This is a genomic window from Megasphaera massiliensis, from assembly GCF_000455225.1.
Classification (GTDB): domain Bacteria; phylum Bacillota; class Negativicutes; order Veillonellales; family Megasphaeraceae; genus Megasphaera; species Megasphaera massiliensis.
In genome coordinates this window covers 186,450-199,075 of record NZ_HF954559.1, presented here as the reverse complement: position 1 = coordinate 199,075, position 12,626 = coordinate 186,450, and the positions used below count along the sequence as shown (strand labels likewise).

Below are 12,626 nucleotides of genomic sequence, written 5' to 3'. Positions count from 1 at the left end.
AGGACTGTTCCTTATCAAAACCGGCTGACCGCTATACCCTTTCATACGCCGCAACCCACGATAAGGACGACAATACCGGAAAGGCCTTCCCCAGCTTATACACAGCTCATCGGCATCCTAAGAATGCCCCGGTCTGTACCTCGACGCTGAAAGACATTACATGTCATGCCCTCCCTCTGCCTGTCACAGCAGTTACGCTCATCCCAGACAAGAAAGAGTCCGGCCAAATTCATTTCAATGCCTCGCAAAACTTCGCCATCTGACACCTCCGTCTACGGTCTCTGAAGGGCTGTAGGAGTCGACGGACCGCAAGAACTCCATATGGATGACGAGACACATAAAACGAGACTGCCATAGAATATCTATGACAGTCTCGTTTTCATGAGGCCGTCCTCCCGGGACAGCCCCGCCTAACCTTTAATACTTATTTGTCGTATGCCTTTTCTAAGCGTACATAGCCTTCATAACGGTCCTTAGCATCTTCTTCGGTCTTTTCAAAGAGAGCTTCGGCAATTTCCGGGAAGGTGCGCTGCAGGGACGAGAAGCGAGTTTCGCCCATGAGGAATTCGCGGAAGTTATCTTTCGGCGGTTTGGAATCGAGGATGAACGGATTCTTGCCCTGTTTCTTCAATTCCGGATTGTAGCGCCAGAGATGCCAGTAACCTGCATCGACAGCACGTTTTTCTTCGAGCTGGCTCTGACCCTGACCGATCTTGAGGCCGTGGTTGATGCACGGTGCATACCCGATGATGAGGGACGGGCCATCGTATTCTTCAGCTTCTTTGAGAGCCTTCATGAACTGGTTCTTGTCGGCGCCCATAGCGACCTGTGCGACGTAGATGTAGCCGTACTGAGCCTGCATCATGCCGAGGTCCTTCTTACGGGTCTTCTTACCGGCTGCGGCGAACTGAGCGACAGCAGCTGTCGGCGTAGCTTTCGAAGCCTGGCCGCCCGTATTGGAGTAAACTTCAGTATCGAAGACGAGGACGTTGATATCTTCACCCTGAGCCAGGACGTGGTCCAAGCCGCCGTACCCGATATCGTAAGCCCAGCCGTCGCCGCCGAAGATCCACTGGCTCCGTTTAACGAGGAACTGTTTCATATCGTAAACCTGTTCCAATTCAGGTTTGCCGTCTTTTTCAGCTTCGAGGAGAGCGATGACCTTGTCGGACCGTTCGCGAGTGCCTTCACTCTTAGCCATGTTTTCTTTCCAGTCTTTCAGTGCGGCCTGTAATTCAGGACTTGCAACTTCCATAGCTGCATCGACGTACTGAGCCAAGAGTTTCCGTTCCGTCTTTTCAGCCAGCATCATGCCGAAGCCATATTCAGCGTTGTCTTCGAAGAGGGATGTCGACCAAGCCGGGCCATGACCCTGTTCGTTCTTGGTGTAGCCGCAGTCCGGTGCACTGCCGCCCCAAACGCTGGAACAGCCGTGAGCATTGGCAATGATCATGCGGTCGCCATAGAGCTGGGTAATAACTTTACAATACGGGGTTTCAGCACAGCCTGCGCAAGCGCCGGTGAATTCGAGCAAGGGCTGTTCGAACTGGCTGCCGATAACGGTGTTCTTGTCCATCGGATTCGGTTTAATCGGCAGGTTGATGACGTAATCCCAGAGATCTGCTCTGTATTCTTCTTCGTCGAAGGGTTTCATCGTCAAGGCCTGTTTCGGGCAGACATGCGTACAGCTTCCGCAGCCGAGGCAGTCCATGACCGATACGACGATATTGTATTTGTATTCCGGTGCTGCTTTGATTTCCTTATCCTGATAGCCTTTAGGAGCGTTCGCAGCTTCTTCCGGCGTCATGAGGAAGGGACGGATAGCAGCGTGAGGACATACGAAGGAACACTGGTTACAGCCGATACACTTTTCAGCATCCCAGCTCGGTACGAACATGGCAACGCCGCGTTTTTCTTCAGCAGCCGTGCCGGTCGGCCAACGACCGTCTTCAAAGCCGTCATATGCGCTGACCGGAAGGTCGTCGCCTTCGAGAGCATTGACAGGAATGGAGAAGTCACGGAAGAATTTCGTGTGTTTCGACATATCGACCGGTTCGTCAACAGCATCAGCCCAAGCGGCCGGAACATTAACTTTGACGATAGCAGACAAGCCCTGGTCGATCGCTTCGTTGTTCATATCAACGATGTTCTGACCTTTTTTGCCGTAAGATTCGACAACGGATTCTTTCAATTTAGAGATAGCCAAGTCAAGGGGAATGACGTCAGCCAGTTTAAAGAAGGCCGACTGCATAATCATATTGATGCGGCCGCCAAGACCGATTTTCTGTGCAATACCAACAGCGTCGATGATGTAGAATTGGACGTCGTTGCGGGCGATGGAGCGTTTAATTTTAGCCGGTAATTTTTCATCGAGTTCTTCCGGTTTCCATACGGTGTTCAGTAAGAAGGTACCGCCCTTCTTGATGCCCCGCAGGAGATCGAAGCCGTGCGTATAGGATTGACGGTGGCAGGCGATGAAGTCTGCGTCATTGATGAGATACGGCATCTTGATCGGCGTATCGCCAAAGCGCAGGTGAGAAACGGTAACGCCACCGGATTTTTTCGAGTCATATGCAAAGTATGCCTGAGCGTACATATCGGTGTTGTCGCCAATGATCTTGATAGCGCTCTTATTCGCACCGACCGTACCGTCGGAACCGAAGCCCCAGAACTTACAAGCTTTCAGGCCTTCACCAGCCGTGTCGACGTTCTGGACACGCGGCAGGGATTTATGCGTAACGTCATCGACGATGCTCAAGGTGAAGTCGTTCTTCGGTTCGAAGGCTTTCAAGTTATTGAAAGCAGCTACGACGTCGCCCGGTAAGAATTCTTTCGAAGCGATACCATAACGGCCATGGTAAACTTTCGGAGCTACGTCAGCAGCAGCGAAGGAAGCAGCTACGCTGTGGTACAGCGGTTCGCCGTTAGCGCCCGTTTCTTTCGTGCGGTCCAAGACGGCAATCTTCTTAACCGTATCAGGAACGGCTGCCAAGAAGTGTTTTTCCGACCACGGACGGAACATGTGAACGTTGATACAGCCGACTTTTTCGCCTTGTTCAACGAGCAGTTTAACCGTTTCTTCAATGGTCTGTGCGCCAGAACCCATAGCGACGAGAACGAGTTCAGCATCAGGAGCACCGGTGTAGTTGAAGAGATGGTATTCACGACCGGTGATTTCGCTGATTTTCTTCATGTAGCCTTCCGCAACTTCCGGAACGCGGTCGTAGAATTTGTTCAAGGATTCACGATGCTGCATAAAGACTTCAGCCGGTTCGCAGAAGGAAATAGCTTCCGGATTATCCGGGTTCATGCCGCGTTTACGGAATTCACGAACGGCATCCATATCGAGAAGCGGACGGAGTTTTTCATAAGGAATAACTTCGATTTTCTGGATTTCGTGAGACGTACGGAAACCATCGAAGAAGTTAATGATAGGGATACGACAGGTAATAGCCGTTGCATGGACGACAGCAGCCAGGTCCATGATTTCCTGAACACTGGATTCACACATCATGCTGATGCCCGTTCCGCGCATAGCCATGGCATCGTCGTGACCGGCAAAGATCGTGTAACCGTTCGTTGCGACTGTACGGGAAGCGACGTGGAAGACGCCCGGCAGCAATTCGCTGGAAATTTTGAACATATTACTGAGCATGATCATCATGCCCTGAGAGGACGTGAAAGTCGTCGTAAGGGCACCGGTATTCAAAGCACCGTGCATCGCACCGGCAGCACCTTTTTCAGACTGCATTTCCTGAACCTGGACGGTTGCGCCAAACAAGTTCTTACGGCCATGAGCAGCCCATTCATCGACGTGTTCAGCCATCGGCGATGACGGCGTAATCGGGAAGATGGATGCCAGTTCCGTAAAGGCATAGGCAATATGGGCGGCTGCCTCGTTGCCATCCATAGTCTTAAAAACTTTCTGTGTCATAATACTGTTCCCCTTTCTGTAAAACATCGTAACTTGAAAGAATCCGTGTACACTTGGAGTCATCCCATTACATTGCAAGGACAAAATAATCACTATAAGCTATGTAGCTATGGTATTAACTAGATGACTATTTGTTATCCTCATTGTACTATTTATAAAAATTTTACGCAAGAGCTTTCCAGTAAAACGTTCATCTTATGCCGATTCTGTCTAAACGCATACATATTTATGTAATCGTTGCATGGACTTTACGAGGAACAAAGATTCATCATGACGACGATTACATTTTATAAAGAAAAGAATCCGTAAAGGTTCTGAAAAGTAAGAGGGCCTTAAATTTGTGAAAGTTTTCCCATCAAAGGTCAATACAACAAACAAAAAAAAGGCCCCGCATTATAGCACAAAGCGTAATGCGGGGTCTCTGTTACAGGTTATTAGAGGGCCTTTTCGATAATCGGATCTAATTCTTCCGGAGTCGTGCTCGGTTCAAAGCGCTGAACCTGGCTGCCGTCACGGCTGACGAGGAATTTCGTGAAATTCCATTTAATGCCGTTGCCTTCGGCGTTGTCCGGATAGTGTTCAGCTACGACCTGCTGAATCAGGCGGCCGCTGTCTTTATCCGTTTCATAGCCTTTGAAGGGAGCAGCTTCGGTGAGGTATTTGTAAAGGGGATCTGCCTTTTCACCGCGAACGTCAATTTTGGCGAACAGCGGGAAGGTAACGCCGTGGTTCAGGCGGCAGAAATCTTCGATATGTTTATTATCTTCCGGATCCTGTTCCAAGAACTGGTTGCACGGGAAACCGAGAATGACTAAGCCCTTGTCCTTATATTTTTTATAAAGAGCTTCCAAGCCATCGTACTGCGGCGTAAATCCGCATTTGCTGGCCGTGTTGACGATAAGCAGCAGTTTTCCTTCATACTGGCTCAAGGCAACGTCGCCGCCGCGGATATCTTTAACGGTAAAATCAAATACTTTCATTGTGTTATTCCTCCTGTTTCTCTTAGACGTCATGAATTACGCAGCCACCAAATTCCGGTGAACACATAGCGCTGTCAAGGGCCGGAGCTTCTTTAACGGAGAAAGTTTCCTTCCACAGGCCGTGGAGGTTGCAGTATGCATAGACTTCGCCATTATCGCCGGTTTCAAAATGAGCCTTCGGTTCTTCACCCGGTTTGAGATAATGGATATCTACACCTTTATCGTCGACCAAGGCAATCCATTCAATATAATGTTTTTCTTCCATCGGATGAATGACAGAACCAACCTGAACTTCCAGATGGTTGTCGATTTTCTGGATACAGGGGACGTGTTTTTCCTGTGCGGCATCAACGGAACCAGCTACGAGATGAGTCAATTTTTGGCCTGCATAAATTACTTCTTCCGGTGCCTGTGCGCCGACGACGACCAAAACTTTACCATCTGCATCATTGCGGTAAAATTCAACATGCTTCATATCAATTCCTCCTCCAGGGGATAGCACCCCTCAATCAAAAATAAAAATAAGCTATATAATCTAAAAAAATTATAAGCATTTGCTTCCTAATTAATACTTTTTCTTATGTGCTTATTATAGGTCAAATTGTCATATTTGTCAATAACGGAGAATTATTATTCTTTATATAAGTAAGTGCAGAAAGACCTTACAGACTTCCATTTTTGATGATTTTATGCAGGTTTTACGGGCTTTACCGCCCATTCCGAAAAGACAGATTTCTTATTATAATATTTTTTTCTCCCATTTTACCACTCGCCTTTCATCAAAATTCCGTCGTATCGTTCCGCAACATGAATTCGGCAAAGGCAGCCTCCCTCCATAAAATGAACAAGGCCTCCACGGCTGTGCATAGAAAAGCCGCCGCAACATGGCTGTTGCGGCGGCAGGGCTAACTTTTTGGGGTCACATCACAACAGTTCTGCTGCGGCGGCCGGGCTTTTTTTATATCAGAATAAGAAACGTCGTTGTACATGCAGATACGTCAAAGGCAGTTACACTCCGTCAACGAGATGAGCTGCATCCATCCCGGGAACGACATCATAATGGCGGACGCCCCTTTCTTCGGTACAGCGGAGAAGTCCCTTATCCATAAGATACTCGACATGAGACAAGGTTTCTCCTAAGGCAAACCACTTCTGCGTCGGCGGAAAGTCTTTCCAGGGTTTGCCGCGCATGGACCAAGTCATATGGGGTGCAATCTCATAGGCCGTGCTATGCGGATATTCCGCGGCCAGGCGAAGGACTTCACGGAGGCGTCGGTCGTGATGAGCCAGAAGTTCATCGATACGGCCGACGACCGACGTATCACCCTCCCGATGAGCCGGCAAAGCTTGGCTGACCGGCAGGTCCTTCACCTTCTTCAGACTTTCCAAATACCGCTGCAGTGCCTGCTTCATATGGTACCAAACCTGGATATTCGGCGTAATGTCAAACAGGATGTGGTCGCTCGTAAAGAAAATCTTTTCTTTGGGCATATAGAGGCAGCACAAGCCCGGCGTATGCCCCGGTGTATGAATGACCGTAAGCTCACAGCCCGCCAGGTGCAGGACGTCTCCATCAGCGACCGCGTTAATCGGAAAATGCGGGTCCGGTGAAAAAGTTCGAGCCTGATTGGAAAATTGGCTCTTGATTTCTTCCGGCGGCATCCCTTCGCGCATGAAATTGTCTTCAGCAGCCTTCCACGTCGAGCCGTCTTCCGAATCGACAAGGTATTGATAGTCGACGGGATGCATGTAAATCGGGCAGCCCGCTTTGGCAAAGAAGCCGACAAGGCCGGTATGATCCGCATGGAGGTGCGTCAAAAATAAGGACGTGTGGCGGAGATCAATGCCGAGCTCTTCTAAACCGCGGCACAGGGCCTCACGGCATTCCGGACGGTTAAAGCCCGTATCGATGACCAGATTCTCGCTCTTACCTTTAATGACATAGGCATTTAAATACTGGAGCGGATTATCCGGTAATACGACGCGGATGCGGTATACATCCGGCGACGCATGCAGTTTTTCAATCATAAGGTCCCTCCTAAAGGTACGTAGAAAAAGAGACTGCCGCAGACGCGGCAGTCTCTTGTACTCATAGTTTCTTTTTCCGCGGATTGTAGCGGTTCATGCCCTTGTCGACACCGAGGCGCAGACAACCTTCAATGGCCGTCGCGGCATCTTCGATGCCCTGGAGATACTTTTCACGCAGTTCTTCCGGAAAGGGCGTCAAGACGTGATCGATGACATCGTGATGAGGGAGCGGGCGGCCAATACCGACGCGAAAGCGGGTAAAATCGGTGCAGCCGTTGGCAAAGAGACTCTTAATCCCATTATGTCCGCCGTCACTGCCGTTCTTACGAATGCGCAGGCGGCCGACAGCCAAATCCATGTCGTCATAAGCAACGTAAACATCAGGCTGCTCTACCTTATACCAACGCATCAGAGGCCCCACGGCCCGGCCGCTGTCATTCATGAATGTCTGGGGCTTGACCAAGATGATTTTTTCATCGTCAACGGTCACCTGGGCCACGAGGGCATCCATTCGCTCCTGCCAGGACGTCACTTCCCAGCGTTTGGCCAGTTCATCGATGACATCGAAACCCGTATTATGTTTTGATTGTTCATATTGACGGCCCGGATTGCCCAGGCCTACGATCATATGCACGGTATCGTTTCCTTATTTATCGAAAAGACGGCTGACAGAGACGTCATGGAAGATGCGCATAATCGCTTCACCCAAAAGGGGAGCTACAGAAAGGACCTTGATCTTGTCGCTCTGTTTTTCCGGCGGCAAGGGAATCGTATTGGTAATGATCAATTCGGAGATGACCGATTTCTGAATTCGTTCGACAGCCGGATCGGTGAGGACGGCATGGGCGCAGGCTGCAAATACGCGGGAAGCTCCCATTTCCTTCAAGGCTTTGGCACCGCCGCACAAGGAACCTGCCGTATCGACGATATCGTCGACGAGGATACAGGTCTTGCCCTTGATATCGCCAATGATATTCATGACTTCGGCAACGCCCGGACGAGGACGGCGTTTTTCGATGATGGCAATAGGCGCACTGACCCGGTCTGCCAGGTCACGGGCACGGGTTACGCCGCCGAGGTCCGGCGATACGACGACGAGGTCACCCAAATCGGTTTCTTCTTTTTTCTGGTTAATATACCGAGCGATGATGGAAGCCGAACCGAGGTGATCGACAGGGATATCAAAGAAGCCCTGGATCTGGCCGGCATGGAGGTCCATCGTAACGACGCGGGTGATTCCCGCTCTGGTCATTAAATCAGCAACCAGTTTCGAGGTAATCGGTTCACGGCCGCGGGTCTTGCGGTCCTGACGAGCATAGCCATAGTACGGAACAACGGCGGTAATATGTTTTGCCGAAGCGCGTTTCAGGGCATCCGCCATGATCAGCAGTTCCATGAGGGTATCGTTAGCCGGCTGGCAGGTCGGCTGAATGACGAATACATCCTTACCGCGGACGCTTTCATCGATCATGACCTGAATTTCACCATTATTGAACTTACCGACAAAGGCCTTGCCTAATTCTAATCCAAGGTACTCAACAATTTCTTTGGCCAATTCCGGATTGGCATTCCCCGTAAAAATCTTCAGCTTTTTCCCGTCTTCGTAACTCATAATGAGCCTCCCTGTATGAATATTGTAATATATGATTCGATATAAAAACCGATAAACGCTAGGTGGAGAAAGTGTTATTTCTTATAGGTATCGTCTTTAACCCAGTCTTCGATATTGCGCTGCCGAGCGCGGGCAACGGATAAGGATTTGGCCGGTACGTCTTTGGTAATCGTAGAACCGGCACCGACATAGGCGTAATCACCGACCGTAACCGGCGCTACGAGGTTACTGTTGCAGCCGACAAAAGCGTGATTGCCGATCGTCGTGCGGTGCTTGATTTTTCCATCATAATTGACAGTAATCGTCCCGCAGCCGATATTGACGTTCTGACCGACATCGCTGTCGCCGATATAACTGAGGTGAGGCAGTTTTGTGCCGTCTCCGACAGTCGAGTTTTTGACTTCCATATAATTTCCGACTTTTACGTGATTACCGATAACCGTATCGGGGCGGAAGTGAACGAAAGGCCCGACTTCACAGCCGTTTTTGATTTGGCAGTCATGAGCATACATGAACTGAACATGGTCATCATCGCCCATCTGTACATTGGTCATGCGGACATAAGGGCCGATGTGGCAGTCTTCGCCGATGACCGTCTGTCCTTCGAGAATCGTTCCCGGATAAAGTACCGTATCGCGGCCGATGGTAACGGTCGTGTCGACATAGGTATTATTAGGATCAATAATAGAAACGCCATCGGCCATGAGCTGGTCCAGTTTACGGCGACGCATAATTTGTTCTGCTTCTGCCATTTGCTGACGGGAGTTGACCCCCAGCGTTTCATCATAGGACGGAGCTGCAAAAGCACTGACAACGCGGCCCGACGATACGAGCATGCCGATGATATCGGTCAAGTAATACTCGCCCTGAGCATTGTCATTGGTAACGTTGTGCAGCATATCCCACAAAAGGGGCATATCAAAGCAATAAATGCCGGCATTTACTTCGTCGACAGCCAGTTCTTCCGGCGTGCCGTCTTTTTGCTCGACAATTTTGACGACCTGCCCTTTATCATCACGGATAACGCGGCCGTAGCCCGTCGGATCCGGCATATGTGCCATCAGTACCGTTGCCGCAGCACCACTCTTTTCATGGCAGTCGATGAGAGCCGTAAAGGTTTCCGTCGTTACCAAAGGAGTGTCGCCGCAGGTAACGAGAAGTGTACCGGAAGCGCCTTGCAACAACGGTTCCGCCTGCAGCACAGCATGACCGGTACCGAGCTGTTCCTGCTGTACAACCGTTTCAGCCCGGTCACCGAGGTAGTCGCGGACCTGTTCTCCGCCAAAACCGACAACAACAATTTGGCGCGTCGTTCCGGCTGCCTTAACAGCCCGAAGCACCTGTTCCACCATCGGAACGCCGCCGACTTTGTGTAAAACCTTGGGGAACTTCGATTTCATTCGCGTCCCCTTACCGGCAGCGAGGATAAGTGCAATAGTATTTTTCATTCAGCAATAGCCTCCCTGAATTACATCACTATATAAATCCTTTTAAGGATACCACAAAACGAGGCGAAAAAAAAGGCTGTTGCACAACTTACTGTACAACAGCCCCTTTTCAGCTAATGGATATCCTAGCATCAACTTGAGATTAACCTAATACATAAACGACGACGTCTTGACGGCCGAAATTAAGGGCTTCACTAGTAGAATCCATGGCCAAGTCAATACGGTCACCGACAATAGCTCCACCGGTATCAGCGGCAACGGCATAGCCGTAACCTTCGATGTAAAGCTGAGAGCCGAGGGGAATAACCGACGGGTCAACGGCAACCATACCACGCTGGAGATACTGGCCGGTTGCAGTGTATCCACTGCCGCCGCCATCTTGAGCCGTATAAGCCGTAGCTTCCATAACCAACCGACGCTGGTGACCTTCCGTCGCCGATGCAGCTTCTTCCGGAACCGGGCGACCGCTGGCTTCAGAGAGCGCTTCCATCGTCTGCGAGCCGACGATTCCGTCGGCAGACAGACCATGGTCTGTCTGGAACTGTACGACAGCCTGCTGCGTCTGAGAACCAAAATCACCATCTGCACTACCGGACAAATAGCCCGCATCTTGAAGCATATATTGAACACTCTGTACGACAGAGCCTTTCATTCCCATTTGTACACTTGCACAAGCCAAAGACGAAAATGCAAATACAAAGATCATTGTCACTAATATCAACATACGATGTTTCAAAATACGATTTCGCAAAAAACCACCTCTTCGAATGAATACAATCTCAAGTACGTCCTGAATTATAGCAAACTCATCACCATAAGTCAAAAAAATGGATACTTAAACCTACTTTTTGATTGTTTTATTCTCCGTTCTAATCGTTTCCAAAACATCATATGTGCCTTAATACTCAAGTATGACAGATATTTTTTAGTACCTAGTCCTATTTTTCTATAATTATTATACATTTTTACATATCTTCGCTGCCTGTTTTCTCCACAATATTTCTTATAGATTGAGCACCTTCGACAGAGTCAGTCAGCACATAGAGGTAGTCCCCTGCTCGTAGACAAGTCTCTCCATCCGGTATGATGTCGCCGCTGCCGCGCTTTACGTCAACAATGACCGTATGAGACGGCCAGGCAATGCGGCCGATATATTTTCCATCGGCCTGACTTCCACTGACGACGGTCAATTCCAAGAGGTTTCGCCGTTCACTCGACGATAAGACAGGTTTATGCTTGGCCAGGCTCCGCCGGAGCAGCACTTCATAAATCGGTTCCCCCCGAAAGAGCTGGGCCACGACGAGGGCCACCAAGGAGGCCGTACATAAGGCTAGCAGGTGCTCATATGAGCCGGTCATTTCCATAATGAGAATAGTCCCTGTAACCGGTGACTGAACGGAGGCCGCAAAAAAAGCTGCCATGGAAATAACGACGATGTTCGACAAATAATACGATGAAATGAGCCCCATCTGAATGAAAATAATTCCCACCATACCGCCGGTCAGGGCGCCTAAGACCAACATGGGCAAAAAGAAACCGCCGGGAACGCCGCAGCCGTAACTGATAAGGGTGAACAGAAATTTTCCGATCAGCAGGAGGGCAAACAACTGAAGTGACAGCGGCAGGGTATACAGGGCATTAACCAACTCATTGCCGCCGCCGAGGACGTCGGGAAAAACATACCCCAACACCCCGGCCATGAGTAAGGCAAAGGCAATGGGCATGTAACGATTGCGAAAGATGGGAAGTTCATAAAAATAATGGATATTTAGTAATCCTTTATTAAATATTACCCCGGCAATTCCGACAATAATTCCTAAAATTACGGCCAACCACATATAGCGCAGGGGAAAGTGCGGCAAGATTCCGAAATGAAAAACAGGTTCTCGTCCAAAGAGGTAGCGACTGACCATGGTCGCCATCAATGCCGCCGCCATAGCCGGTGCCAAAACGACGCCGGAAAAGTTGCGATGAAGCTCTTCCAAGGCAAACATGACGCCTGCCAGGGGCGCATTAAAAGCCGCTGCCAACCCGGCACTGGCGCCGGCTGTGATGAGGTACCGTTCCTCCATCCGCGTCCGCCCAAAGGCTCGGCTCAACCCTTGGGCTGTCACGGAACCGATCTGAATCGACGGTCCTTCACGTCCTAAAGACAAGCCCAGCCCGATGCCGACGATACCACCGACCAGCTTAACCCAAAGTACTCGCAGCCAGCGCAGGCGCAGGACGCCCAAAATGACACCTTTAATTTGAGGAATCCCACTGCCGCCTGCTTGTGGTTCATAAATCCCCAAGCGCCATAATAACAAAGCTGCCGCCAGCAGCAGCGCAAACCAAGCCGCGTGAACAGAAATGTCACCCCGGCTCAAAACATTGGCATAAAACCACTGTCGCCACAGGGTTCCCGTTTCCAAGCCCCAGCGAAAAAAGCTGATAACCGTTCCCGACAATAAGCCGACTAAAATGCCTTCTAAAAAAAGCTGCAGCCGAAATCGAGGCCAATGGTTCAAAACCTTTAGCGCCGCTTCCAACCGTGTATCACCATGCATCATATTCACATCCCTTTCTGATTCACTGTGAAAATTATACCACAGGCTCCTGTTGTTTCGTATAATAAGGATATA

Annotated in this window: 9 protein-coding genes; all 9 read right to left on the bottom strand. The window is 49.9% G+C overall.

Features of this window, described 5'->3' with window-relative positions; genetic code table 11:
• Positions 1–424: 424 nt before the first annotated feature.
• Positions 425–3,934 carry a pyruvate:ferredoxin (flavodoxin) oxidoreductase gene (gene nifJ / locus TX77_RS12405; protein ID WP_044505395.1) on the bottom strand — a complete coding sequence of 1,170 codons (3,510 nt, stop codon included), beginning with the start codon at positions 3,932–3,934 and terminating at the stop codon, positions 425–427.
• 434 nt (positions 3,935–4,368) lie between these two features.
• Positions 4,369–4,914, bottom strand: a complete 546-nt coding sequence (locus tag TX77_RS12400; protein WP_044505394.1) for a glutathione peroxidase — start codon at positions 4,912–4,914, stop codon at positions 4,369–4,371.
• 22 nt (positions 4,915–4,936) lie between these two features.
• Entirely contained in the window at positions 4,937–5,389 is a 453-nt protein-coding gene (locus TX77_RS12395) for a desulfoferrodoxin family protein (protein WP_044505393.1), read from the bottom strand.
• A gap of 533 nt (positions 5,390–5,922) precedes the next feature.
• A complete protein-coding gene (locus TX77_RS12390; protein WP_044505392.1) occupies positions 5,923–6,942 on the bottom strand; it encodes an MBL fold metallo-hydrolase in 1,020 nt (339 codons plus the stop codon).
• Positions 6,943–7,003: 61 nt separating this feature from the next.
• On the bottom strand, positions 7,004–7,570 hold the full coding sequence (gene pth / locus TX77_RS12385) for an aminoacyl-tRNA hydrolase (protein ID WP_044505472.1): 567 nt from the start codon (positions 7,568–7,570) through the stop codon (positions 7,004–7,006).
• Between the two features lie 18 nt (positions 7,571–7,588).
• Positions 7,589–8,554: a ribose-phosphate diphosphokinase gene (locus TX77_RS12380; RefSeq protein WP_044505391.1), complete on the bottom strand. Its 966-nt coding sequence runs from the start codon at positions 8,552–8,554 to the stop codon at positions 7,589–7,591.
• Between the two features lie 74 nt (positions 8,555–8,628).
• Complete coding sequence (gene glmU / locus TX77_RS12375; protein ID WP_044505390.1) at positions 8,629–10,002, bottom strand: bifunctional UDP-N-acetylglucosamine diphosphorylase/glucosamine-1-phosphate N-acetyltransferase GlmU; 1,374 nt, start codon at positions 10,000–10,002, stop codon at positions 8,629–8,631.
• Between the two features lie 142 nt (positions 10,003–10,144).
• Complete coding sequence (locus tag TX77_RS12370; protein ID WP_081651757.1) at positions 10,145–10,708, bottom strand: peptidoglycan-binding protein; 564 nt, start codon at positions 10,706–10,708, stop codon at positions 10,145–10,147.
• A gap of 259 nt (positions 10,709–10,967) precedes the next feature.
• Positions 10,968–12,551: a ClC family H(+)/Cl(-) exchange transporter gene (locus tag TX77_RS12365; RefSeq protein WP_044505470.1), complete on the bottom strand. Its 1,584-nt coding sequence runs from the start codon at positions 12,549–12,551 to the stop codon at positions 10,968–10,970.
• Positions 12,552–12,626 lie beyond the last annotated feature (75 nt).

What these genes read in the sequence shown, in the direction of transcription:
- TX77_RS12380 (WP_044505391.1), bottom strand. Translation starts at nt 8,554, where the DNA reads ATGAGTTACGAAGACGGGAAAAAGCTGAAGATTTTTACGGGGAATGCC.
- glmU (WP_044505390.1), bottom strand. Translation starts at nt 10,002, where the DNA reads ATGAAAAATACTATTGCACTTATCCTCGCTGCCGGTAAGGGGACGCGA.
- TX77_RS12365 (WP_044505470.1), bottom strand. Translation starts at nt 12,551, where the DNA reads ATGCATGGTGATACACGGTTGGAAGCGGCGCTAAAGGTTTTGAACCAT.
- TX77_RS12370 (WP_081651757.1), bottom strand. Translation starts at nt 10,708, where the DNA reads ATGATCTTTGTATTTGCATTTTCGTCTTTGGCTTGTGCAAGTGTACAA.
- TX77_RS12395 (WP_044505393.1), bottom strand. Translation starts at nt 5,389, where the DNA reads ATGAAGCATGTTGAATTTTACCGCAATGATGCAGATGGTAAAGTTTTG.
- pth (WP_044505472.1), bottom strand. Translation starts at nt 7,570, where the DNA reads ATGATCGTAGGCCTGGGCAATCCGGGCCGTCAATATGAACAATCAAAA.
- TX77_RS12390 (WP_044505392.1), bottom strand. Translation starts at nt 6,942, where the DNA reads ATGATTGAAAAACTGCATGCGTCGCCGGATGTATACCGCATCCGCGTC.
- TX77_RS12400 (WP_044505394.1), bottom strand. Translation starts at nt 4,914, where the DNA reads ATGAAAGTATTTGATTTTACCGTTAAAGATATCCGCGGCGGCGACGTT.
- nifJ (WP_044505395.1), bottom strand. Translation starts at nt 3,934, where the DNA reads ATGACACAGAAAGTTTTTAAGACTATGGATGGCAACGAGGCAGCCGCC.